Source organism: Shewanella benthica KT99, assembly GCF_000172075.1.
GTDB lineage: Bacteria > Pseudomonadota > Gammaproteobacteria > Enterobacterales > Shewanellaceae > Shewanella > Shewanella benthica_A.
Genome location: NZ_ABIC01000034.1, coordinates 20,842 through 47,647, shown reverse-complemented (window position 1 = coordinate 47,647; position 26,806 = coordinate 20,842). Strand labels below are relative to the sequence as shown.

15 protein-coding genes and 2 tRNA genes are annotated in these 26,806 nt (G+C 44.7%); 15 read left to right on the top strand and 2 right to left on the bottom strand.

Features of this window, described 5'->3' with window-relative positions; genetic code table 11:
* The 11 genes from proQ to KT99_RS14640 all read left to right on the top strand — a co-directional run.
* A partial coding sequence (proQ, locus tag KT99_RS14690) for an RNA chaperone ProQ (protein WP_050774370.1) occupies positions 1 to 513 on the top strand: 513 nt, incomplete at its 5' end.
* Positions 514 to 538: 25 nt separating this feature from the next.
* The gene (prc, locus tag KT99_RS14685) at positions 539 to 2,623 is read left to right on the top strand and encodes a carboxy terminal-processing peptidase (RefSeq protein WP_005501491.1); all 2,085 of its coding nucleotides are present in this window, start codon (positions 539 to 541) and stop codon (positions 2,621 to 2,623) included.
* 99 nt (positions 2,624 to 2,722) lie between these two features.
* A complete protein-coding gene (gene pepN, locus KT99_RS14680; protein WP_005501489.1) occupies positions 2,723 to 5,287 on the top strand; it encodes an aminopeptidase N in 2,565 nt (854 codons plus the stop codon).
* Between the two features lie 82 nt (positions 5,288 to 5,369).
* Positions 5,370 to 5,585, top strand: a complete 216-nt coding sequence (locus KT99_RS14675) for a DUF2835 domain-containing protein (protein WP_005501488.1) — start codon at positions 5,370 to 5,372, stop codon at positions 5,583 to 5,585.
* Between the two features lie 325 nt (positions 5,586 to 5,910).
* Positions 5,911 to 7,959 (top strand): DUF1302 domain-containing protein, encoded by a 2,049-nt coding sequence (locus tag KT99_RS14670; RefSeq protein ID WP_005501487.1) that lies wholly within the window; start codon positions 5,911 to 5,913, stop codon positions 7,957 to 7,959.
* 18 nt (positions 7,960 to 7,977) lie between these two features.
* Entirely contained in the window at positions 7,978 to 9,342 is a 1,365-nt protein-coding gene (locus KT99_RS14665) for a DUF1329 domain-containing protein (RefSeq protein WP_005501486.1), read from the top strand.
* A 53-nt stretch (positions 9,343 to 9,395) separates the two neighbouring features.
* Positions 9,396 to 10,421: a WD40/YVTN/BNR-like repeat-containing protein gene (locus KT99_RS14660; RefSeq protein ID WP_005501485.1), complete on the top strand. Its 1,026-nt coding sequence runs from the start codon at positions 9,396 to 9,398 to the stop codon at positions 10,419 to 10,421.
* Between the two features lie 12 nt (positions 10,422 to 10,433).
* Positions 10,434 to 12,749 carry an efflux RND transporter permease subunit gene (locus tag KT99_RS14655; RefSeq protein ID WP_005501484.1) on the top strand — a complete coding sequence of 772 codons (2,316 nt, stop codon included), beginning with the start codon at positions 10,434 to 10,436 and terminating at the stop codon, positions 12,747 to 12,749.
* Between the two features lie 266 nt (positions 12,750 to 13,015).
* The gene (locus KT99_RS14650; RefSeq protein ID WP_005501483.1) at positions 13,016 to 17,854 is read left to right on the top strand and encodes an NAD-glutamate dehydrogenase; all 4,839 of its coding nucleotides are present in this window, start codon (positions 13,016 to 13,018) and stop codon (positions 17,852 to 17,854) included.
* A 64-nt stretch (positions 17,855 to 17,918) separates the two neighbouring features.
* Positions 17,919 to 18,938, top strand: a complete 1,020-nt coding sequence (pyrD, locus tag KT99_RS14645; protein WP_005501481.1) for a quinone-dependent dihydroorotate dehydrogenase — start codon at positions 17,919 to 17,921, stop codon at positions 18,936 to 18,938.
* A 166-nt stretch (positions 18,939 to 19,104) separates the two neighbouring features.
* Positions 19,105 to 19,638 carry a cell division protein ZapC gene (locus KT99_RS14640; protein WP_005501478.1) on the top strand — a complete coding sequence of 178 codons (534 nt, stop codon included), beginning with the start codon at positions 19,105 to 19,107 and terminating at the stop codon, positions 19,636 to 19,638.
* Positions 19,639 to 19,853: 215 nt separating this feature from the next.
* On the opposite strand, the gene KT99_RS14635 is transcribed toward KT99_RS14640, so the two are convergent.
* Positions 19,854 to 19,930 (bottom strand) — tRNA-Met (locus tag KT99_RS14635).
* 44 nt (positions 19,931 to 19,974) lie between these two features.
* A tRNA-Met gene (locus KT99_RS14630) sits at positions 19,975 to 20,051 on the bottom strand.
* Between the two features lie 283 nt (positions 20,052 to 20,334).
* On the opposite strand from KT99_RS14630, the gene rlmKL reads away from it, so the two are divergent.
* From rlmKL to KT99_RS14610, 4 genes are read left to right on the top strand one after another with little or no spacing between them, the layout of a single operon-like run.
* A complete protein-coding gene (rlmKL, locus tag KT99_RS14625) occupies positions 20,335 to 22,470 on the top strand; it encodes a bifunctional 23S rRNA (guanine(2069)-N(7))-methyltransferase RlmK/23S rRNA (guanine(2445)-N(2))-methyltransferase RlmL (RefSeq protein ID WP_005501476.1) in 2,136 nt (711 codons plus the stop codon).
* Positions 22,460 to 22,693: a glutaredoxin family protein gene (locus tag KT99_RS14620; protein WP_005501475.1), complete on the top strand. Its 234-nt coding sequence runs from the start codon at positions 22,460 to 22,462 to the stop codon at positions 22,691 to 22,693. Before rlmKL ends, KT99_RS14620 begins: the two co-directional genes overlap by 11 nt.
* Position 22,694: 1 nt before the next feature.
* Entirely contained in the window at positions 22,695 to 24,605 is a 1,911-nt protein-coding gene (locus KT99_RS14615) for an ABC transporter ATP-binding protein (RefSeq protein WP_005501473.1), read from the top strand.
* A gap of 39 nt (positions 24,606 to 24,644) precedes the next feature.
* On the top strand, positions 24,645 to 26,597 hold the full coding sequence (locus KT99_RS14610) for a DUF3466 family protein (protein ID WP_005501471.1): 1,953 nt from the start codon (positions 24,645 to 24,647) through the stop codon (positions 26,595 to 26,597).
* Positions 26,598 to 26,806 lie beyond the last annotated feature (209 nt).

Here is a 26,806-nt window from a genome sequence, read left to right as displayed (position 1 = left end):
ATTGGATTGTTTCAGGAGTTGGCTGAAAGGTTAGCTGATGATTCTAAAGTCAGTAAAACTCAATTGAGAATTGCTTTGAGACGCTATACGAGTAGTTGGCGTTATCTGAAGGGTGTAAAAGCAGGTGTTCAGCGCATCGACCTCGAAGGAAAAGAGTGTGGAGAGTTGGAGCAAGAACATGTCGAACACGCACAATCGACGCTTAAAGAGAGTCAGGAAAAAGCGAAGGCGAAACGTGTAGAAAAAGCTGCGGCGGCAAGGAAGGAAGTGCAAGCTGCTAAGCAAGCCAAGAAATCCGTGCCTAAACGAGCCAAACCAGCGAAAGAACCTGCACCAGTTGTTAATTTGACGCCAGCAGTGTTAAATGAGCTGAAACAAAATCAGCGTGTTAGTATCAAACTTGGTAAGTCGCCAGTTTCTGGTGTTATCGTTGACATTAAGAGAAATGATGTTCAAGTCCAATTAGACTCAGGCTTAACCATAAAAGTTAATGTTGAGCTCATCATGCTTTAATTTTAGTAAAGGAGTAACTTGCTTGATGCGAAAAATTACCTTGGCTGTCTCAATCGCCAGTATTTTTGTCGGATTTTCGGCGTGGGCGTTAACACCTACAATTCCATTCAGCGAGTTACCCGCTTTAACGCAGGAGCCACAACATAAAGTTGCGAGCAAGCGCGTGACAGGCCTTTTCACTCGTTCTCACTATCACAGATTCGATTTAGATGATGCTTTTTCCGAGCAAGTGTTTAAACGTTATTTGAAGCAGCTGGATTATCGACGTAATGTGCTGCTTCAGAGCGATATTGATAGTTTCAACATGTATTCGAAACAGTTCGACGACATGCTTAAAAGCGGTGATTTGACACCTGCTTATAAGATGTTTGAACGGGTTCAACAAAGACGTTACGACCGTTTTGCTTACGCACTTACCTTATTAGACAAAGAGATGGACTTCACTGTCCCTAATGACAAATATCAGTATGATCGTGATAATGCGACCTGGCCAAAAGATGAAGCGAAAGTGGATGAGCTTTGGCGTCAACGTGTAAAATACGATGCATTAAACTTGAAATTGACCGGTAAGACATGGGACGAGATAGTCCCAGTGCTTGAAAAACGTTATAACAATGCGATAAAACGTTTGAGTCAGACTAAGAGTGAAGATGTATTCCAAGGTGTGATGAATGCATTCTCTCGAACCATCGAGCCACACACGAGTTATCTTTCACCGCGTAATGCCGAACGTTTCCAGATGGAGATGAACCTGAGCCTTGAGGGGATTGGTGCGGTATTGCAAATGGATGATGATTACACAGTTATCAAGAGTCTTGTGGCGGGTGGTCCAGCGGCGGCCAGTGAAAAGTTATTTCCCGAAGATAAAATCATTGGTGTAGGTCAAGAAGGTAAGGAGATCGTCGATGTCATCGGTTGGCGATTAGACGATGTAGTCGAACTGATTAAGGGTCCTAAAGGCAGCAAAGTTGTGCTGCAAATTTTACCTAAGAAGGGGGGCTCTTCGGCGAAGTCTTTTGAAGTCGTCATCATCAGAGATAAGATACGTCTCGAAGATAGAGCGGCAACATCCGAAGTGATAGAGCCTGATAATGGCCTCTACGCAAATCGTAAAGTGGGTGTCATTCAGATCCCTGGTTTCTATATGAACCTATCAAAAGATGTGGCTAAAGAGCTGGTTAAACTCAAAGAAGCCCAAGTTGAAGGTATCATCATCGACCTTAGAGGCAATGGCGGCGGTGCATTAACCGAGGCCACTTTGCTGACCGGGTTGTTTATCGAGCAAGGTCCAGTGGTTCAGATAAGAGATGCTAACGGCAAGGTTTCACAGAATCGTGACAATGATGGCCGTACCAGCTATAGCGGTCCATTGACTGTGATGGTGGACAGATACAGCGCATCGGCATCTGAAATTTTTGCTGCGGCATTGCAAGATTACGATCGTGCGCTAATTGTGGGAGAATCTACATTTGGTAAAGGTACTGTGCAGCAACACAAGAGTCTAGGTCGCATCTATGACATGTATGATAAACCTATTGGTCATGTGCAATACACGATAGCTAAGTTTTATCGCATCAATGGTGGTAGCACCCAACTCAAAGGTGTGACACCCGACATCTTTTTCCCGAGCGCATTAGAGCCGGGTGAGTATGGTGAGGCCGAAGAAGATAATGCACTGCCTTGGGACAAGGTGCCTGTGGCTCAATATGGCACCTTAGGTGACATCAATCCTAATCTGGTGACTCGTTTAGATTCTAAACACCAAGAGCGCATAAAAAACGATGTGGAATTTGGATATGTTAACCAAGATATCGTCGATTTTAAGCTGCATCACAATGAAACTACAGTGTCATTAGTCGAGAGCGAGCGTGTTGCCGATCGAGAAAGCAATGAAAAGAAACAGCTCGAGAGACTCAATGAACGTCGTGTTAAGCAAGGCTTAGAAATCGTCAAAACTTTGGATGATAAAGATGAGACCAGTAGCGATGATAAAGAGGCTAAGTCGAATGAGGAAGAAGTTAACATCCCCGATGCCTTCCTCGATGAAACTGTCTATATCACCTTAGATCTCGTCGACAGTGAAAGGCTTGCCAAGAACCAATCACACTAGATTGATATGATTTTTAAAAACGCGCTTCGAGCGCGTTTTTTTATATTTATTATTCAGCTTGTGGCGACATAAGCGTTGCAAAGGATTTAAGGTCTGTTTATGAAACAAGCACAAGCAAAATACCTAAAAGACTACACAGCTCCGACATTCAGCATCACTCATCTGGACTTGAGCTTTAACTTAGATGGGAAAAACACTCAAGTGATGGCTAAGAGCCAGGTGGTTAGACGAGACAGACAAGCGACAAGCTTGTTACTCGATGGAGATGAAATGAAAATTTTATCGGTGAAAATCAATGGTGGAGATGTTAACTACAAGCAAGGCTTAACGAGCCTGAGTATAGATATACAATTCGATGAGTTTGAACTCGAAATAGTGACTCAGCTAGACCCAGAGGCAAATTTGAGCCTGGAAGGTCTCTACATGTCAGACGGGGCATATTGTACTCAGTGTGAGGCTGAAGGCTTCAGACGAATCACCTATTTCCTCGATAGGCCTGATGTGCTGGCCATCTATACGGTGCGTATAGAAGCCGATAAGGCCGCTTTCCCTTATCTGTTAAGCAATGGTAATCCGGTCGAAAAGGGCGATCTCGATGGCGATCGTCACTTTGCCAAGTGGCATGATCCATTTCCTAAGCCTGCTTACTTGTTTGCCCTGGTTGCCGGTGATTTTGACTTATTAGAAGATGAGTTTGTTACCCGTAGCAATAAAGCCATCAAATTGCAGATTTTTGTCGATAAAGGCAATTTAAATAAAGCGCATCATGCCATTGCGTCACTGAAAAAATCCATGGCATGGGATGAGTCACGCTTCAATCTCGAGTATGATCTCGATATTTACATGATCGTAGCGGTGGACTTTTTCAACATGGGGGCCATGGAAAACAAGGGACTCAATGTTTTCAACACTAAATATGTTTTAGCCGATACCAACTCAGCTACCGATGATGATTACCACGGCATCGAAGCTGTGGTGGGACATGAGTATTTCCATAACTGGACAGGAAATCGGGTGACTTGCAGAGACTGGTTCCAGTTGAGCCTCAAAGAGGGGTTAACGGTTTTCAGAGATCAAGAATTTAGTTCAGATCTGGGCTCGAGAGCGGTTAACCGTATTCATGCCATTAAGGTGATAAAGAATCAGCAGTTTGCCGAAGACTCAGGCCCAATGGCTCATCCAATACGCCCCGAATCTGTCATCGAGATGAATAACTTTTATACGGTAACTGTGTATAACAAAGGCGCCGAAGTGATCCGCATGATGCATACCTTACTCGGGGAGCAGAAATTTCAGGCCGGAATGCAGTTGTACTTCGAGCGTCATGATGGTCAAGCGGTCACTTGTGATGATTTCGTTGCCGCAATGCAAGATGCGAGCGGCGTCGATCTGGTTCAATTTAAGCTGTGGTACAGTCAGTCCGGCACCCCAGTGGTGACGGTTGAAGAAGAGTATGATGAGGCAAACGCGTGTTACCGTTTAAGGATTATGCAGAGCACTCCGGAGTCAGCGGAGCAAAAAGACAAGCAAGCGCTGCATATTCCTTTCGACTTAGAGTTGTTATCCAGTCAAGGTGAGTCGATGTTGAGTGAAGTGCTCGATGTTAAACAGGCAAGCCAAGAGTTTGTCTTTAATGATATCACTCAGAAACCTGTGCCATCTTTACTGCAGAATTTCTCTGCTCCAGTTAAATTGGTGTTCGATTATTCCATTGAGCAATTGGTCCATCTAATGAGATTTGCCAACAGTGAAGTTGCTCGTTGGGAAGCATCAGTGACTCTGGTAAGCCAGTCGATTTGGGATAATGTCGCTAAGTTGCAGCTCAATCAAGCCATGCATGTCGATCCCAGAGTCGTTGATGCCTATCGAGGTGTGCTGCTTTGTGAACGCTTAGATCTTGCCTTAGTCGCAGAGATCTTTACCCTGCCGAGTGTTGCCGCGCTCATAGAGCAAGTTGAATCGGTAGAGCTCGATGCCTTAGCGACGGCGCGAGACTTCGTGAGCGAAGAGATAGCCAATGCCTGTGAAGATGAGTTACTCACTCGCTACCGAGAACTGATGGGGCAGGATAATGCCGCTGCTCGTGCGCTTAAAAATATCTGTCTATTCTTACTTCAAAAAGTCTCCGATGAATATCAAGAGTACGCCGAGAAGCAGTATCGTCACGCGGAGAATATGACTGACAGTTTAGGGGCGCTTCAAGCCGTGAATGGTGAAGCATCGCCTATCAGAACTGAGCTGATGTCAGATTATGAATCTAAGTGGAAAGCGACGCCATTAGTGATGGATAAGTGGCTGACCTTACATGCGACTTGTGGTGATGATAATTGTCTGGACACCTTAGTGGCCTTGACTGAACATGAGTCTTTTAGCTACTCAAACCCTAATAGGGTCAGATCATTAGTCGGTGCTTTTTCCGCCGGTAATCTGGTTCAATTTCATCACATAGAAGGCAAGGGCTACGATTTTTTAACCGATGCGATCATCAAGCTTAATAAGGTGAACCCTCAGGTCGCTGCGCGTATTATTACGCCTTTGATTCAATTTAAAAAGTTTGATTTAAGCAGACAAGCTATGATGAAAGCATGCCTCGAGCGTATCTTAGGCCTACCAGACTTATCTACAGACTTGTTTGAGAAAGTGTCCAAGGCACTTGGCCTCTAAATCTACTGTTAATCATTAAACATACCAGCCCCTAGTAGCTTGGTTTCTAGGGGCTTATGTCTCATTTTTTGTAGTTGCCTTTATGATCTTTTATTTTTCACTCAATATCACTTATCACGATTTTCAGCTATTCTACCGAGGAGAGGTGAATAAGGTCGAAGTCCATGACCGTAATGGCAGAACCTTGTGGATCCATGGCAGACATTTTCGCCGTTTCTTAACACGCTCGGGTATTGTGGGTCAGTTTAAGATGGAACTAAACGCTCAAGGAGAACTGGTCTCTCTTTGTAAAGTCTAAATCACTCTAGAGTAATTACTTCAAACGGGTGATTAATTTGCCCCCCTAAGCTTTCTTGCTCGAAACTAAGTTAATTTACTGTATTTACAGTTAATTAACTTACCTTGTCCGCAATAATACCTTCACCTATGTTTGATTTTAAATCAAGTGTTTGAAATAAAGCTTTAAAATCAGCTAACGTCCTTAATTCTTTGGAAGATTTTCTTAAATCCCGCCTTGCTCATAAGATGTAAATGCTGTAACAATAGTGTTACCTGCACGCTAACAAGATGTTGGTTGCCATTCCTAATAACAAGAATTCAGCAGGTTACGGAGAAGCGCTAAAATGAAAAAGGTTAACAACAGCTTTATGAAGTCGACACTTGCTTTAGGGATCGTAGCGGCACTGAGCATGGGGACCACATCCAGTGTCAATGCTGTATCTTTCGATTGGGGAGAGGTTGAAGGCACGTTCGATTCGACATGGTCAGCGGGTGCGAGCTGGCGTGTAGAGGGGCGTGATTGGGACAGCCACATAGGTAAGGTCAATCACCCGCAATTTGATTGGTCTAACTATTCGGCATTTGGTAATACCAAGTACAGCTCGGATCAGATCTGGGCACAGCCCGGCTCTTATTCCAGTAACGGTGACTTGAGTAATCTACTCTATTCTCAGGGTGATACTACTGCGGTCGTGTTTAAGGGCTTGCATGAGCTATCGCTTAAGTATGAAAATTTCGGTGTGTTTGTTCGTGGTATGTATTTCTACGATCAGAAAGCCAATGACGGCAGCTATGGTTTTAGCGACCCGTTGACGGGAAATGAGTACGATCCTTGTGCCGATTCCAAGTCATCAGAGGTGCAATGTAAAGATATTCGCCTACTCGATGCCTTCGTTTATGGTGATTTCGATTTTAACGATGGCGCCAACCCGCTAACAGTCCGAGTCGGTCAACAGGTTATTTCCTGGGGAGAAAGCACACTCATTCCTCATGGTATAGGTGTGATCAATGCGGTGGATCTGAATATTCTCAATGCGCCAGGCGCCGAGCTCAAGGAAGCGTACAGACCTCAAGGTATGGTTTGGGCATCTTTTGGAGTCACAAATGAACTTTCGGTGGAAGCTTTCTATCAGTACGATTGGGAGCCAATTTGGGTGCCAACACCAGGTTCATATTTTTCGACTAACGATTTCGTCGGTTACGCTGGTTATGGCCAGAATGCTCAGCTAGGTTTTCAGTCGAATCCTGACATGAACCTTGATTTTCTTATTTCTGAGTACAATGATCTTGTTGCCATGATCGGGTCTGGCCTATATAGCCCAGAGCAATTGGGTGCATTAGCCCTGGCGTATCCAACCAAAGCGACCTTAGTCCAAGATCAGGCCAGCGCCAGTGATTCTGGGCAATACGGTATTAAGCTTGGCTACTATGCTCCCCAGCTGGGAGAGACCGAGTTTGGCCTGTATTACATGAATTATCACAGTCGTCGTCCGTTGATCAGTGGTACTACGGCTAACTTTACTCAGGAAGCGATTGGACGTGATCTAGCAAGGCTCGGCGCAATAGCTGCCGCTGGCGGTTCTGTCGATCGTGATACTTTACTGGGTCTAGAGACATTCTCTAAGGCGCAAATTGAGTACCCTGAAGACATTCAACTCTATGGTTTTAGTTTCAATACGCTTATCGGTGATACGTCGGTGGCGGGGGAAATTGCCCATCGTCAAGATGAGCCATTGCAAATTGATGATGTGGAACTCCTGTTCGCCGCCATGCCGCAACAGCTGGCTAACGCAGGTATTCGTCCCGATTTTGATGGTATATCTCAAATGGACACGGTTGCACCAGGCCAGTATGCCGAAGGTTTCATTCGTTTAAACACCACACAGGCGCAGGCGACCTTTACTCATCTATTTGGTCCGACATTGGGGACCAGTAATTTGGTCATGTTGGCCGAGATTGGCGGCGTCTGGATCCACGACATGCCAGGATTTGACGAGCTAAGACTCAATGGTCCGGGTACGGCCCGCTCTGGTGGTAATCCTGATATGCCGGGAATTATCGAAGCCGTTCACAATGGCCCCGAGACTAACCCCTTCCCGACAGACTTTGCCTGGGGTTATCGTCTGATTGTCAAAGCGGATTACAACAACTTGTTTGCCGGGGTAAACATGTCGCCGCGGATGATTTTCTCACATGATGTTGAGGGTATAACTCCCGATCCTATGTTCCTGTTCACTGAAGGCAAAAAATCTGTGTCTATTGGGGTTAACTTCGATTACCAGAGCCGTTGGGGAGCCGATTTCTCCTATAACAGCTTTTTCGGTGGTGTAGGCACGACAAACCAGATGTCAGATCGTGATTACGTGTCATTTAACATCAAATATTCAATCTAGATCACAAGGACAATAATAATGAAGAAACTTGCGATATTGTCGGCGGCTGTGATAGTTGCTTTGAGTGTACCGAGTGCATGGGCAAAAGTTACCGAGGCTGAAGCGGCGAAATTAGGCTCTGAACTGACGCCTCTGGGCGGAGTTAAGTCGGCGAATGCCGATGGCTCTATTCCTGCCTGGGATGGTGGGATCACCACGCCTCCAGCTGGCTATAAGAAGGGGATGCATCATCCCGATCCATTTGCCAGTGATAAGATAGAATTTACTATCACTAATGCCAACAAGGATAAGTATAAAGCGCACCTTACCGATGGTCAGAACAAACTCTTTGGACTGTATCCTGACACTTACAAGATGAATGTCTATCAAACCAGACGTACAGCTTCTGTGCCTCAGTTCGTCTATGATGCGACTAAGGCGAACGCGACGCGTGCCGAGCTGGTTTCCCAAGGTAATGGCGTGAAGGGTGCCTCTATCGGCGTACCTTTCCCGATCCCTAAAAATGGATTAGAGGTTATCTGGAATCATGTACTGCGTTTTCGTGGTGTTGACGTCAAAACCTCACGTAGTCAAGCCGCGCCTACGGCTGGCGGCAGCTATACGTTGGTTGAAACGACCGAAGAGATACGTTTTCAGTATTCACGTCCTGAAATGACGCTGGATAAGCTTGCAGCTTCAAATACCCTGTTTTATTTCAAGCAAGTCGTGACTCAGCCTGCTCGTCTTGCGGGTACGGCTCTGCTCGTTAAAGAGACCATGGATCAAGAAGCTTTACCAAGACAAGCTTGGACCTATAACACGGGACAGCGTCGAGTGCGTAAGGCACCTAACGTGGCATTCGATACGCCGGGCTCGGTCTCTGATGGCCTGAGAACAACGGATGATTTTGACATGTTCAACGGCTCGCCAGTCAGATATAACTGGGAGCTTATGGGCAAGAAGGAAATTTATATTCCTTATAACGATTACAAACTTCATTCAGATCAATTGGAGTACGATCAGATTATTCAACCGGGTCATATCAACCCTGAGTTTGTCCGTTGGGAAAAGCATCGTGTTTGGGTGGTTAAGGCTCAACTTAAAGAGGGCATGCGACATATCTATAAGACGCGCGTTTTCTATATAGATGAAGATTCATGGCAGGTATCGCTTGCCGATATGTACGATAATCGTGATGAGCTATATCGGGTTGCGGTTGCGCATGCAATCAACTACTACGAAGTACCAACACATTGGACTACGTTAGAGGTCTTCCACGATCTTCAGTCCCGTCGTTATATCGCCATGGGTTTAGATAATGAAGGCCGCATGTATGATTTCGACGCCAAGCTCAGTGAAGCTAACTTCACACCGGCGGCATTGAGACGTGCAGGTATTCGTTAACCCTCAGTTTTAAGGGGCGGGACACCGCCCCGCTATTCTTTAAGGAAGTCTGTATGTTGTTTAGCATGCTTCGATCAGTCTCTATCTGTCTGTTGTTAATTGTTTTTTCACAGGCTCGCGCGCTGGCTAATGAGGCCTATGATGTTAAAGGTCAAATACAAGCTTTAGCCATTGATTCTATTATTCTTGATATTGCGACGAATGGAGACACTGTTCTGGCCGTGGGCGAACGGGGACATGTATTTGTCTTCGATGAACAGGCAAGCCCTCAGTGGCTACAAGTGCCAAGCCCGACCAGCGCTCATCTCACTAAGGTATTTTTAATCACTCCTCAACGTGGCTGGGCCGTTGGCCACGATGCGACCATAATACGCACCCAAGATGGAGGGAAAACCTGGCAGTTACAGATGGAGTCCAGGGAAATTGAAAAACCCCTATTGGATATTCATTTCTTCGATGAGGAAAATGGCATCGCAGTTGGTGCTTATGGACTGTTTTATCGCACCAATGACGCCGGGGAACACTGGCAAAGTGAGTATCATCAAGAGTTATTATTCGAAGAAGATGTCGATTATTTGGCCGAATTAAAGCTCGAGGACGAAGCCTTCTATTTGAGCGAGCGAAGCTCCTTGCTGCCACACTTTAACCGGGTTATTTCAACAACAAACGACCAGTTAGTGATGGTGGGAGAACTAGGTTTAGTGGCTGTCTCCAATGATCAAGGGCGGCAATGGCAGAAGTTAGACTTTATCTATGAAGGCTCCATGTTCAATGCTGTCTATGTTAAAGATTCATTATTTGTTATGGGGTTGCGGGGGCATGTATTTAAAACCGATGCAAGCCTGACAAACTGGAGCGAAATCTTATTACCCGTGACCTCTACCATCAATGGCGTTATGGTAAAAAAGGACGGCAACCTTCGTCTCGTCGGTAATGCTGGTGTGGTTATCGATGTCACGTTAGCGGGTAAAACTCAGCTGGTCGAGCAGCGCCAAGGTGAGAATTTAGTGTCGATAGTTCAAGATCCTCAAGGTCATATCTGGATTGCAGGTACCAAAGGCCTCTTCAAACAACAATAATAGGATCTTAAGATGTTAGAAAAATTAGTTAATGGATTAGAATCCTTTTTATTCAGGCGACGGGCCTTCATCATCTTGCTGTTTATGTTAACTACCATTTTCTTGGCATTTCAGGCCAGTAATTTGAAAATGGATGCGGCATTCATCAAGAATATCCCGCTCAATCACAGTTACATGAAAACCTACTTGAAACACCAAAATGATTTCGGCGGTGCTAACAGCATCATGGTTGCCGTTGAAGACACCAGTGGTGATATTTTCAATGAAAACTTCTTCGATGCGTTGAAGAATGTCCATGATCAGCTTTTCTTTATTCCGGGTGTCGACAGGGCACAAGTCAAATCCCTGTTTTCCCCTTCCACACGTTTTACCGAAGTGGTAGAAGATGGTTTTGCCGGCGGTCCGGTCATTCCAGCTGATTTTTCTACTACTCCAGCGGGTCTGGCTGCTGTTAGAGACAATATAGAAAAAGCGGGAATCGTCGGTCGACTCATTGCTGAAGATTATTCTGCCGCCATGGTCAAAGCCCAGTTGATGGACTTCGATCCGCAAACGGGTAAGCCTCTCGATACCTTAGCATTCGCGGCGCAATTGGAGCAAGAATTGCGCAAAAAGTATGAAAATGACCATATAAAAATTCATATTATAGGCTTTGCCAAGATGGCTGGAGATGTGGCCGATGGGGCTAAGGGTGTCATGCTCTTCTTCCTTATCGCGATTGTCGTCACGGCTATCATGGTTTACCTCTTCTCTAAGTCATTTATTCTTACCTTGTTGCCCTTAACCTGTAGTTTAATTGCAGTGATCTGGCAGTTGGGTTTATTAACTGTAGTGGGCTTTGGGCTAGACCCTATGTCGATACTGATCCCATTCTTAGTGTTTGCCATCGGGGTGAGTCACAGTGTGCAGATGATTAATGCCGTACGCCGTCGAGTGCTTGAAGGGGAAACGACGAAGGCGGCTGCAGCACTTGCTTTTAGAAGTTTATTGATCCCGGGAGGCATCGCGCTTCTGTCCGATACCGTGGGTTTCTTAACCCTGTTATCCATAGACATCGGCATTATCAGAGAGCTGGCTATCTCAGCCTCTCTGGGTGTTGCCGTTATCATATTAACGAATCTGATCCTATTGCCACTCATCATCTCCTATACCCAAGTTTTGGCGGAGAAATCGAGTGATGCCTCAATTGAGCGTACCAATCGAATCTGGGAGTTTTTGTCTCGATTTGCGACGACAAAATATGCTATCTGGGTGTTAGTGGCGACAACAGCGTTATATGCCTTAGGTTTGCAGCAAGCGAACCTGATGAAAGTGGGTGACTTACAGGGCGGGGCACCTGCACTGCATTTCGACTCTCGCTACAATCAGGATACTTTTTACATCACAGATAAGTTCTCAATCACCACCGATGTGTTGACGATTATTGTCGAAGCCTTCCCGGAAGCTTGTACTTACCACTCTGTGCTGACACAGATAGATGAATTTGAATGGTTAATGAGTAACACGCCTGGGGTGGAGACCACTGCAAGTTTGGCGTCGGTTGCCAAGCGAGTTAATGCTGGCTTCAATGAAGGCAATCCCAAATGGCAGGTTTTGCCTAGAACCACAGCTAGCCTGGTACAGGCGGTTGGGCGTGTACCGACGAGCTCTGGGCTACTCAACAGCGACTGTTCAGTCATGCCTATTTATCTTTTCTTGAAAGATCACAAGGCTGAGACGATTGAAGTTGTCATCGATAAAGTGAAAGCATTATCTGCGACGATGAATAATGACAAGTTGCAGTATCGACTCGCATCTGGGCCCGTTGGCGTGATGGCCGCGACGAATGAAGCTGTGGCCGCGGCTCAATTACCTATGATGTTATATGTGTATGGGGCGGTATTCTTCCTTTGTCTGATTAGTTTTAGATCTCTTAAAGCGACGATATCTGTCATCTTGCCTTTGTATGTGGTTTCGACATTGGCCCAGGCCTTGATGACACAACTCGATATCGGCTTGGCAGTGAGTACCTTACCGGTAATAGCCCTAGGTGTCGGGATTGGTGTCGACTATGGTATCTATATCCTTTCCACTATGGCAGGCAGACTCAGAATGGGGATACCGGTGCAACAGGCGTATTATGAAGCTCTGGTTGAGCGAGGCAGTGCGGTTATTTTTACCGGACTCACATTGGCTATCGGCGTCAGTACTTGGTTCTTTTCGGCACTTAAGTTTCAAATGGATATGGGGATACTGCTGACATTTATGTTTCTAGTAAATATGTTGGGGGCCATAATTATTTTACCGGCGATAGGCGCGGTTATGTGGCGAAAACCCAGAGAAGCATAAGTTAACAGGGAGCTTAGGCTCCTTTTTTATTGCATTGAAAATGCATAGTTACGCTGTAATGCCGATTGATTTTTCATCTAGGGGGACTAAATACCCCTGTTACTGGTTTTAAGGTGGATCTATCACTAAAATAACGCTCGAAATGTGACAGCTTTAGTAATAAACTTCGCCCATGACCTAGGTCACATTATTTTGACTGGTCATTTGTAACAAGCATCCCAAAAATTATAAAAGCGCTGCCATAGACCCTTAAAGGAAACAGCAACATGGCCTTGAAAGATGCAATGCCTTCAGTACTGCTCGAAAACGTAGTCAATCTTATTCATGCAAAAGTTCCTACAACACAAGCGAAACAGGTCGAGCAGTTTGCCACCTGTCTGTATGCCCACATGTCGAAAGACGATCTTAAATCCCGTAACGATAGTGATCTTTATGGTGCCGTATTAAGTCTGTGGAATGCCGCGAATATGACCGTGAAAGGCGAATCACATATTCGGGTTTTTAATCCCAGTCAGTCGAAGCATGGTTGGCAATCAACGCATTCAATCATAGAAATCATTCAACCTGATATGCCTTTTTTGGTTGATTCTGTGGGTATGGCGCTCAATCGCATTGGCATCACTACCCATATGATGCTGCATACGCCCGTATCGATTAAGCGCACCAAAGATGCTATTACCCAAGTTATCTATGGTGACGACGGCAAAGGTAAACTGGAAAAGGTTGCCGTATTCCTCATCGAGATAGATAGACTCAGTAGTAAAGATGATATTAAACATATAGAAAAAGAAATATCATCTGTACTTGGTGATGTTGCAGCCTCGGTCAATGACTGGGGAGCTATGTCCGTTAAGCTTGATGAAACGATTAAAGATCTCGCTATTCGCCCATATCCAGGTGAAAAACAAGAGCTTAAAGAGGCTATTGACTTCCTTAACTATCTGAATAATCATCACTTTACCCTGTTAGGGTATCGTCGATATGACTTACGTAAAGTTGAAGGCGATCTAGAGCTGATTGCCGATACGAGATCAAGCCTAGGCTTGATGAACATACCTGGTAAACCTCAGCCCGAGGCTGGATTGTTATTGTCTAGATTTTCGGCAAGTGCCCGCAAAGAAGCTTTAGATCATAGCTTGCTGCTGCTGACTAAGAGCAGCGAAAAAAGCCGGGTCCATCGTCCCGCTTATGTGGATTATGTCGGCGTTAAGCGTTTCGATAAGCAAGGTAATGTCATTGGGGAAGACAGATTTCTCGGTCTCTACGCCTCTAACCTGTATAACCGCAGCCCTCGCGAAATCCCATTATTGGCCGAAAAAGTGCAGCGCGTACTGGACCGCTCAGGTTTAACACCTCGCTCACACGATTATAAAGCCTTGATGCACATACTTGAGACCTTGCCCAGAGATGAACTCATTCAGAGCAATGTTGAAGAGCTGGCTTATGTCGCTCACGGCGTACTCGAGATGCAAGACCGAGATAAGTTAAAGTTGTTTGTGCGTAAAGATGGCTTCGGACGTTTCTTCTCTTGTCTGGTGTATGTGTCTAAAGACAGATACAACACTAAGTTACGTGAAGATACTCAACGTATTTTGGCTCAGCATTTTAACAGCGATGCCGAGGTTGAGTTTACCACTTATTTTTCTGAATCAAGACTTGCGCGTACTCACTATATAGTGAAAGTCGACAATAACAGTATGGATGTAGACGTGGTTGCCATTGAAAATAATTTAACCGAAGCTGCTCGTTCTTGGGAAGATAAACTTAATGATTCTCTCAACAGTGCCCGTGGCGAAGAGTCTGGCACTAGGCTAATGAAGCGTTATATCACCGCATTCCCACGTAGCTATCAAGAAGATGTATTACCCAGTTCGGCGCTGGTGGATATTTTGCAATTGGAAGCATTGGATGATGCTCATAAACTGGGTATGCTGTTTTATCTCCCCCAAGAAACAATATTAAATAATAGTAAAGTGCGCTTGAAGCTGTTCCATAAAGATGAGCCGATCCATCTTTCAGATGTCTTGCCTATGCTGGAGAATTTCGGTCTTAGAGTGATCAATGAGCGTCCTTATGAGATAAAAACCTCCGATGGAGATACTTATTGGATCTTAGATTTTCTCATGACAGTTCAGGGCTCTACCACTGAAAATGTTGCAGAGAGTCAAGACCGATTTCAGGATGCGCTTTCTCAGGTATGGAAAAAACAGCTTGAAGATGATGGTTTTAACCGTTTAGTCTTGGCAACAGGTCTTAGTGGTCGCGAAGTGTCTATACTGCGTGCTTATGCGAAATATATGCGTCAAATTGATGCAACATTCAGCCAAGCGTATATCGAAGAGACATTTACCCGCTATCCTCAGCTCGCCGATCTCTTGGTTAAAATGTTCATTCGTAAGTTTAACCCCAAACTTAAGACCCGCACCTTGGGCAAGTTTATTGAACAGATAAACTTACGATTAGACGAGGTGTCTAGCTTAGATGATGACAGAATTATTCGTCGTTATTTAGACCTTATCAATGCCACATTAAGGACTAACTTCTATCAAACTACCGATGACGGTGCCGTTAAGCCTTATTTGTCATTTAAGTTTGCGCCGGAAGAGATTCCTGAGATGCCGCGTCCACTGCCAAAATTTGAGATATTTGTCTACTCACCGAGAGTCGAAGGCGTGCATCTTAGGGGCGGCAAAGTGGCCCGTGGTGGCCTGCGTTGGTCTGATAGGCGTGAAGATTTTAGAACTGAAGTGCTGGGTTTAGTTAAAGCGCAGCAAGTTAAAAATACCGTGATCGTCCCCGTTGGAGCGAAAGGTGGATTCGTCTGTAAACAGCTACCAACCGATGGCGGCCGCGAAGCCTACTTCGCGGAAGGCCAAGCATGTTATCGGATTTTCATTCGTGGTCTACTCGACATCTCAGATAACATCATTGAAGGTGAAGTTATCCCGCCAAAGAATGTTGTACGTCATGATGATGACGATCCCTATCTGGTTGTTGCGGCTGATAAAGGTACGGCGACTTTCTCTGATATCGCTAACAGTATTTCTGAGGAGTACAATTTTTGGTTAGGTGACGCATTCGCCTCCGGTGGTAGTAATGGCTACGATCATAAGAAAATGGGCATCACAGCTCGTGGTGCTTGGGAGTCGGTTAAACGTCATTTCCGCGAAATGGGTATCGATTGCCAGACTACTGATTTTACCTGTTTAGCCATTGGTGATATGGCGGGGGATGTATTTGGTAACGGCATGCTGCTCTCGGAACATATCCGTCTCGTCGCGGCTTTCAACCATCTGCATATTTTTATCGACCCAAATCCTGATGCAGCATCCAGTCATAAGGAACGTGCTCGCATATTCGAACTGCCTCGTTCTAGTTGGGAGGATTACAACAAGGAATTGATCTCTAAAGGGGGGGGGGTATTCCTTCGCTCGGCTAAGAAGATCTCTCTGTCAGCAGAGATGAAGGAGATGCTAGATACCAAGAAGACGACGATGACACCGGCAGAGCTACTGAAAGAGCTGCTGAAGATGAATGTCGATCTTATCTGGAATGGTGGAATCGGTACATATGTGAAGGCATCGACTGAAACTCACGCGGAAGTGGGTGATAGAGCCAATGACGCGCTGCGTGTCAATGGTGATGAACTTAGAGCAAGAATTATAGGTGAAGGCGGTAACTTAGGCTGTACTCAGCTAGGTCGAATCGAATATGCCTCTCAAGGTGGCCGCATCAATACCGATTTCGTTGATAACGTGGGTGGTGTGGATTGTTCCGATAATGAAGTGAATATTAAGATCTTACTCAATGCCTTAGTTGCCGACGGTGAGATGACGCTTAAGCAACGTAATCGTCTCTTGGTTGAGATGACTGATGAAGTAGGACGTATAGTCCTGCAAGATTGTAACGATCAAACCCGGACCATTTCAGTGACTCAGGTTCGTGGTGCAGAGCAGTTAAAAGAGCAGATCCGCTTCATTCATTATCTGGAGAAAAATGGCAAGCTAGACAGAGGGCTTGAGTTCCTGCCTTCCGAAGATGAGCTGGCAGAACGCTTAGCGAACGGTAAGGCATTGACTCGTCCTGAATTATCTGTGCTGGTTGCATACGCAAAAATGGTGCTTAAAGAGCAGTTATTGACACCGGAAATTACCGACGACCCTTTCTTAAGTCAATTACTGATTGCTTATTTCCCACAGCAATTACAAGAGAAGTACAGCGATCGTATGGCTGCTCATCCTCTGCGTGGGGAGATCATCGCCACCTCATTGGCCAATGAGTTGGTTAATGATTTGGGTCTTAATTTTGTTCAACGTATGCAAGATGAGACTGGTGCCTCAGTCGCCGAAGCCGCGATTTGTTATACTATGGCTCGTGAAGTATTTGGTTTAGCTGATATAACTAAAGATATCACCTCTCTCAATGGTATTATCCCTGCGGTAGTACAGGGCGAGATGTTGCATCAATTACGTCGTAATATTCGTCGAGCCTGTCGCTGGTTCCTGCGCCATCGTAATCGCAGTCACAGTATTGAGCAGTCTGTCGCGTTTTTCAGTCCTGTATTTGCGGATTTAAAAGCGAATGTTCATGGTTACATGGTTCAAGCTGAAGCTGAAGGCATACAAGCTGAAATTGCAGCACTGGTGAAAGAGGGGGTCAATGAACCTATAGCGACGAATGTGGTTAATATGAGTACGCTATTTTCTGCACTGGATATTGCTCAAATTGCAGAGTTAGAAAGTAAGCCAATTGCACTGGTTGCACAGACTTATTTCAAGTTAGGCGCACGCATTGACTTGCATTGGTTCCTCGAACAGATCAACGAGCAACCGGTTGCTAACCACTGGCAAGCACTTGCCAGAGCGGCATTTAGAGAAGAGTTAGATTGGCAACAGCGTTCACTGAGTTCAGTGGTGTTAAGATCATGCACCTCGACTTGTGATGCTGATATCATCATCGATCAGTGGATAGACTCTAATCGGGGCTTGTTGGAGAGATGGTTCCATATGCTCGCAGACTTTAAAACTTCGCAAAGCCATGAGTTTGCCAAGTTCTCTGTCGCCTTACGTGAGTTAAATCTTTTGATTCTTCATTGTGAAGGTTAAAAGTAAATAATAATATTAATCAGCCCTGGCATTTGCCGGGGCTTTTTTCGGTCTAGGAGAAAGCATGTTTTACAAAATCGCTCAAAAAGTCATGTTCCAAATGGATCCTGAGAGAGCGCACCATATCGCACTCAGCAGTCTTAAATCCACGGCGAATACCCCGTTAGATTGTTTCTACGCTCAGACGTTTGAACAAGCACCTGTTGAGTTTATGGGGATAACTTTCCCTAATCCTGTCGGTTTAGCTGCCGGTATGGACAAGGATGGTGAATGTATAGACGGTTTTCATGCTATGGGTTTTGGCCATATCGAAGTGGGCACTGTGACACCCAAGCCCCAGTCAGGTAATGAGCAACCACGTCTATTTAGATTAAAGCCTGCAAAAGCCATCATCAACAGAATGGGTTTCAATAATAAGGGAGTCGATAATCTTATTACTAACCTCAAAAAGGTAAAATCCGCTGCTCTGGTTGGTGTCAATATCGGTAAAAATAAAGATACGCCAGTAGATCAAGGTAAGGATGATTATCTTATCTGTATGGAGAAGGTGTACCCATACGCGGCATATATTACTGTCAATATCTCCTCTCCAAATACACCAAGTTTGAGAAGTATGCAGTATGGGGATCTGCTCGACGATCTATTGAGTTCACTTAAAGAGAAGCAGAAAGATCTTGCACAGAAGCATGGTAAATATGTGCCTCTGGCATTAAAAATTGCGCCTGACTTAACGCCTGATGAAATTGAAAACATTGCTATTTCGCTCATTCACAACAAATTTGATGGGGCTATTGCGACAAATACGACCCTGAGCCGTGATGGTGTTAGCGGACTTGTCAATGCAAATGAAGCCGGAGGGCTAAGTGGTAAGCCACTGAATTTATTGTCTACATCTGTAATAAAACAACTTTCTGATTGTCTTCAGGGTGAGATTCCGATCATAGGTGTTGGTGGCATTAATTCAGCAGCTGACGCGCTGGATAAATTCGATGCGGGAGCCTGTATGGTGCAAATATTTTCAGGATTTATTTATCAGGGACCTGAATTGATTAAAGACATAGTCAATGCATATCGGGTTCGCTAATTAAAAGATCGTTTTCCAGATCTATTTAAGATCGCGTGATCACAATTTGATCGCGTATAATCGATGTAATATACTTTTATCTGGTTTAATTTATTTTAATTATTTTTGATATTGAGTGAAATATCATCTATTATCGGCTTGTATTCAATATGACAGGTATAAGGTTATGTTATTAATGCCAAAAATGGATTGGCAATGGAAATATAATGATGCGTATGGTGTGTTAAGCGTATCATTAGGTTCAGAGATGGAATTTCTGACCCCTTATAAGATGAAAACGTTAATTCCTGATGCTTTGATGGAGTTAGAGTTTGATATGGAACATGCCAAATTTTATATTGAGTTTCTCGACCTTATCTCAAAATCATTACACATAACGGGGGCTTTGCAAGTTCAGCTAGCGCTCAATGCCACTGCTGCACATTTTTTATTAAAGCCACAAATGCCTAAATCATGGTTTTTCTCTACCAGTAGTATGTGTGTCTTTAGTGAACTCGGTAAAGTTTTTCAGTTGTCTTGCCAGGGAGGGAAAGCACAGGTCTTGGTCGTAGACACGAGTGTTCAAGCCTCATTAGTGATGTTACTGGAGAAAGAGTTACAGCTGAGTGATAGCAAATCACTAGGTCAATTCGAATGTATTAAAGTGATGCACGATAGGCTGCATCCAATTATGCTTAATCGGCAGATTGTGGCGGCATAGCGGGCTATTCAGCCATATTTCAGTTTCATTGCTCGTCCACTTACTACCTTAGGTAAGTGCTTTATCTAGGAAGTGGGTTATTATCCAAATAGTGCTAATTCATCTCCAATAAACTTGTATGTATGATTATAGGCAATATTTTTATTGATAATAAGAATGAATATTTAGGTGAGAGTATACTAGGGGGGGATTAAATTAATTTAAATATTTGAAATTGGTTGCGGGAGCTGGATTTGAACCAACGACCTTCGGGTTATGAGCCCGACGAGCTACCATACTGCTCCATCCCGCGTCCGATAAACGCCATAAGTTGTTTTAATTCTGCTTATAAAGAATTGGTTGCGGGAGCTGGATTTGAACCAACGACCTTCGGGTTATGAGCCCGACGAGCTACCATACTGCTCCATCCCGCGTCCGATTTTAACTTCATTTGATGAAGATAAACAATGGCCATAAAGCGTTTGTTTATCTTCCTTCTCGAAGCGGGGCGAACTATAGCGATATGGTTTGGCTATTGCAAGCCTGATTTTAAATAAAGAACTTAACCGTTCATAAATAAAGCTAAGAGGGCGGTCTTTGTACAAACACGCGGAAAACAACTGGAATAATCTCCATGAGAGCCAATAACTTTTTATCATTTCAGTGCTCATCAAGGTATAATGTCTGATTGATTTTTACTGTGTGTCTATCTATACGATGTTAAATTTTTTTGCTGCGGCTCCTAGGGGCTATGAATATGCGTTATCACTCGAGTTAGCTGAACTCGGTGCCTCTGAAATTAAAGAGAGCGTGGCGGGTGTCTACTTTAGCGCATCTCTCGAGCTGGGTTATCGAATTACGCTTTGGTCACGTTTGGCGAGTCGAATCATTTTCGTTATACATAAAGGACCATGCGAGTCACCCGAACAGCTCTATAATGCTGCTTATGGTATAGATTGGCAGATGCAGTTTTCTAATCGCAGTACATTTAGCGTCGATTTCCATGGTCAGGGTGGTTTCATCAATAACACCATGTATGGTGCACTTAAGATCAAAGATGCCATTGTCGATCGTTTTCGCGACGACGATTTTTCAAGGCCGGATGTCTCTCGCCACGATGCAGATTTTCGCATCGATGCACACTATCGTCGTGGAGAGATCACCATAGGCTTGAATTTCTCCGGCCCCGCACTGCACAAGCGTGGTTATCGCTCGACCACAGGTGAGGCTCCTTTAAAAGAGAATCTTGCCGCCAACATGCTGGTTCGTAGTGGCTGGAAGAAAGAGCAAGTTTCACTGCTGGACCCTTTTTGTGGCAGTGGTACTATCTTGATTGAAGCTGCCATGATGGCTTGTGATATTGCGCCAGGTCTGCATCGTGAGCGCTTTGGTTTTGAGCATTGGCTAAGACATAATGACAAACATTGGCAAGAATTGCTCAATGAGGCCCGTGCTCGAGCCTCTATTGGCATAACCCGCTGCAGCACTAAATTTTATGGCTCAGACATAGAGCCTCATCTCATCTCTATCGCTAAACAAAATGCAGAAAATGCCGGTGTGAGTGACTTAATCGAATTTAATGTTAGCGATGTCTTAGAGCTTAAAGTGCCGGAAGCTAGCGGTTATCTGATCAGTAACCCTCCCTACGGTGAACGTCTGGGTACTGTAACTGAGTTGCTTCAACTCTATTATCAGTTGGGTGATAAATTTAAGGCTGAATTTGGTGGCTGGAAAATAGCCATGTTAAACAGTGATAAAGAGCTGTTGTCTGCCTTAAAGCTTAAAGCCGATAAACAGATGAAGATGAGTAACGGTCCACTGGATTGTGCATTCAATCTCTATACTGTGCATGCCGAGAATACTCGCCGCGTCGACCCTGAGAATATCAAGATAGAAGGGGACGTTAGCGATATCGCTGTGCCTTTCGCGAATCGTATTAAGAAGAATTACAAGCAACTTAAGAAGTGGGCGAAGAAAGAAGGGATCGACAGTTACCGTATCTATGATGCCGATCTACCCGATTACAAGGTTGCCATTGATAAATATCTGGATTATGTCGTTATCCAAGAATATACCGCGCCAATGGATATTCCCGAGTCGGTGACCAAGCGTCGTTTGACCGATGTGCTTATTGCCTTACCTAGTGCGATTGGTATCGATCCTAAGAATATCATCTTGAAGAAGCGTGAGCGTCAAAAGGGCACCAATCAATATCAGAAGCTCTCAACGACTAAGCTTGAGGTTATCACTACTGAATATGATGCCAAATTTAAGTTAAATCTTAAAGAGTATCTCGATACAGGTCTGTTCCTCGATCATCGTCTTACCCGTAAACTCGTGGGCGAAAAGTCTAACAATCGCGATGTCCTCAACCTGTTTGCCTATACGGGAACGGCTTCTGTACATGCAGCACTCGGTGGGGCTAAAACGGTTACCACCGTCGATATGTCTAATACCTATATCAGTTGGGCGAAAGAGAACTTTGCCTTAAATGGGCTAAATGACAATAAGTATTCGTTTGTACAGGCCGACTGTTTGACTTGGATCAAACGTACCCGTGATACTTATGACTTCATTTTTATCGATCCGCCGACGTTCTCAAATTCGAAACGCATGGAAGACTCCTTCGATGTGTTACGTGATCATGTGGCTTTGCTGACTGACTTGATTAAGATCCTCAGGCCAGGTGGTGAGATCATCTTTTCCAACAATAAGCGTAAGTTTAAGATGGAGATAGCAGCCCTGGAAGCTGTTGGCATTAAAGTTGAAAATATCGACAATCAAACCTTACCCATGGATTTTAAGCGTAACCCACAGATCCATAACACTTGGCTGCTAACCCATGCCGAGTAAGTCCTATATCTTGTTCCACACCGATGCGTGTCATCTGTGTGAGTTAGCCGAGCCGTTGATTATTATGTCTGGTATCTCATACATAAAAACAGACATCTGTGATGATGAAAAGCTAGCTGAGCAATATGGCATTCGTATCCCTGTGCTAAAACAGGTAGATTCTCAAAATGAGCTCAATTGGCCATTTGATGAAGATGTATTAAATAAATTTTTAGGAGCATAAATTGAGTCTTGTTCGTATTAATAGTGGCTCTCTAGCCTATGGTCACACCCCACTATTACAAAAAGCTGATTTTACCATTGAACCTGGTGAGCGCGTCTGTATCGTTGGCCGAAATGGTGCCGGTAAGTCCAGCCTGATGAAAGTATTGAGCGGTGATGTTTTGCTCGATGACGGTGAATTTAATATCGCCAGCAACGTTAAGGTGAGTCGTTTACAGCAAGATCCACCCAAAGCTGAGCAAGGCTCTGTCTATTCCTACATTTCTGCCGGCCTTCAGGACATTGGCGAGAAGCTCGAACGTTATCATCAGTTGGCCCATGATGTTGGCACCGCAGAGCCGGTGCAGATGAATCGCATGCTTAAGCAGATGGAGCTGCTTCAGGAAGATATAGATCACCTCAATGGCTGGCAGTTAGACAGTCGCATCAATCAGAATTGTGAACTACTGGGATTAGACCCTGACAGTGCCTTGACAGAGTTGTCGGGTGGCTGGCAACGTAAGGTGGCCTTGGCCAGAGCCTTGGTCAGTGAGCCGGACCTGCTACTACTCGATGAGCCTACCAACCATCTGGATATCGATACCATTGAATGGTTGGAGCAGTTTCTGTTAAATTACAAGGGTGCCATCGTATTTATCAGCCATGACAGGGGATTTATTCAGCGTATGGCGACGCGTATTGTCGATCTCGATCGCGGTGTCATTACCTCCTGGCCGGGCAATTATCAGACATATCTGGATGGTAAAGCCGAGTGGTTACGTGTCGAAGCCGAGCAAAACGCGCTATTTGATAAGCGACTAGCAGAAGAAGAAACTTGGATCCGTCAAGGCGTTAAGGCCCGGCGTACACGTAACGAAGGTCGTGTTCGTGCATTAAAGGCTTTGCGAGTCGAACGAATGGCGCGTCTCAATCGACAAGGCGGTGCTAAGATGGCCGTGGCCGATACCGAGCGATCCGGCAAGCTTGTTTTCGATATCGAAAACCTGAACTACAACCTGCCAGATAAGAACTTGGTGAAGGATTTTACCTCGACTGTGATGCGCGGAGACAGAATAGCCCTGATTGGTCCTAACGGTTGTGGCAAGTCGACCTTAGTCAAACTCTTGATTGGTCAGCTAGAGGCTCAGTCGGGTAGTATCAAGGTAGGGACTAAGCTCGAGATTGCCTACTTCGATCAGTACAGAGAAGCGCTCGATCCTGAAAAGACAGTGGAAGAGAATGTAGGTGAAGGTAAGAAAACGGTCACAATTAATGGCCAAGATCGTCATATTTTGAGTTATCTGCAAGACTTCCTCTTCTCACCGCTGAGAGCGAGGACACCAGTTAAAGCACTTTCAGGTGGAGAGAAAAACCGTTTATTGCTAGCACGTCTGCTGTTAAAACCGGCTAACTTGATTATTCTCGATGAACCCACCAACGATCTTGATATTGAAACCCTCGAATTGTTAGAGTCTTTGTTGACCGATTATAAGGGAACCTTACTCTTAGTGAGTCATGACAGAGAATTTATCGATAATATCGTGACCAGTAGTTGGTGGTTCACCGGCAATGGTGGCTGGAGTGAATATGTCGGTGGCTATGAGGATGCCGTGTCTCAAGGTGCTAAATTTTATTCTGAGGAACCTCAGTCAACAAAGAGTGTCCAACCCCAGAAGGTTGAGATTAAACCCGCAGAAAAAACCAAAGTCGAAAAGAAGTTATCTTATAAACTTCAACGTGAACTCGAAGCGCTACCGGCTAAGATGGAGCAGTTAGAAGCGCAAGTTGAAGTGTTGCAACAGAAAGTGAGTGCGCCAGATTTTTATGCTCAAACTCAAGATAAAATTAATCTCCAACTCGGCCAGTTTGCCGACAAAGAGCAGGAGTTGGAAGTATGCTTCGAGCGATGGGAAGAGTTAGAGTCGCTCAAGTAATACAAAATTAAAACTAGAAATAGTATGGGAATAGCGTTAATGAAGTTGAAACTGGATAAAGCACTATCATTAGTTGCACTGAGTGTAATTGGTGTTTTGCAAGGTGCCAATGCTGCACCTGTGTATGAAATTAAAAACCTAGACGACATTTATAGTCAGACAGACGGCGCTGAATTAATCGGCACATTACAAGGCACTCGTAGTGGCTATGGTATGGCAATTAATGCCCAAGGCGAATCATTGGGTGTCGCTAAGGGGAAGAAGTATCTCAGCGTGTCTGAGGATGATGATGGTGTCATCGATATCGAAGATGGTATCGCGCCAGAAGAGAGAATAGTACTTTCTATTAATACGCCTATCAAGGCTAACAACTTCACCTTTACCGCTCAGGACAATGATCCATCTTCTAAAAATTGGCTTCCTGTATTTGACAGCGTCAATGGCACCACAGATCCAGGCTTAACGGATCCAGATGTTCCCGAGACGATCAATTCCGTCGATGCGTATTATTATGGTATCAATGACTCAGGTGTTAAAGTGGGTTCGATGACGGCGCCGGAACAAACCGAGCCCTATACCGGCAGTACGGCAGATCAAGAGTTTTGGTACTATAGAGCGTTTGAAGAACGTGGTTTCGTTAAAAATGCCGATGGCACAGAGATAGCTCTGGTACCGCCTCTGACCGAATATGTCAAAGATGATGAAACCCCTGCAGTTAACGTGGGAGGCTATTCTGTCGCGGCTAAAGTGAACGCTAGCGGGCTAGTGGTGGGCTATGTCGGCACCGAGTTGTCTAAGAATGCTAAAGATCGTATCGATGGCTGTATTGAGAGTGACACCTATCCACTAGATGTCTGTGTGCAGAAATTGCAGTTCCCCTATAACCAGTACGGTAACAGTTATATTAATTACCAAGTGCGCGGTTATGTGTGGCAGTTAACTGCGGATGGGACGGCTGTAGAGACTCAGACTCAGTTACCATTAGGGCTAACCCCAAGCTCAAGTTCTACTTATACGGCTCAAGGCCTGGGAATCAATAACGAAGGGACTGTCGTGGGACGCTCTCATGTTTATCGTCGAGGCAATAAAGATAAGCTGGCTTATGATGCCGCGTATTGGACGAAGAACGAGGCTAGCGGCGAGTATGACGAGGATAGTTATAATTGGGTGCCTATGATAGACAATAGATATCAATCTATTGCTTACGATATCAATGATAATGGCATCTTAGTGGGCAGTTATAAGCAATATCTGCAAGGATATGTAAGAGATAAATTCTTCTATTTCGATACTAATGGGACTGAAGACGAAGACATAGTGACTCCCTATGATTTTAGCAGCAGCACTGGAATCTCAGATCTGAGCAGTAAGCCAAAAGATATCAACAACCAGGGTCAGGTAGTCGGTTATATTGAAACTACCCACGATAAGGAAAAACCGCGTCCTAAGGCGGGCTTCCTGTTCGATATTAATACTGGTGAGTTTAATAACTTAAACCAGCTGCTAACCTGTGAGTCTAAAGGTTTCGAGAAGGTCGACGCTACGTGTGATGCTAAGTGTAAGTGGCAACGCAAACAGGTTTCAGTACAAGATGGCACCGGCAAGACACTCACCTATAATGAAGATCTTGTGGTTGTCGAGGCTAACAGCATCAATGACACAATTGACAATAAACCAGCTTACATTGTCGGCACTGTGTCGGTGCGTAAGCCTCAGTACAAATTCGATTCAGCCGGTAATTTGGTTATAGGTGATAACGGCCTGCCTATCTTCGCAGTGAACGGTAATGGTGATCCACTGACCTCTTACCTGCCACGTATGGTGGTGCTGCAAGTCAATGGAGAGGAAGCGAGCGATGATTGGTTAAAGGCCAATAATTGTGTCGATAACAATGAAGAACCTGATGATTATGAGCGTAAAGGCGCGGCCAGTTTTGCCTGGTTGTTTGCTTTACCCTTAGTTTGGTTCCGTCGTCGCTACTCGAAGACATAGCACAAATATTCATTTGAAATAATCAAGGTCAATGCTTGTTATAGCGGGTACAGGCTCTTGTAGAACAAGAACATAGGAAAGTCGAGGCAAAGGCCTCGATTTTTTTGTCCAAAAAACTCAACAGCTTAAAAAATAACCAAGAAAATTGGTTAAATTTTGATTGATTTCGAGTCGAAAAAGATCTATTTCTATCAAGTGAAGCTATCGCT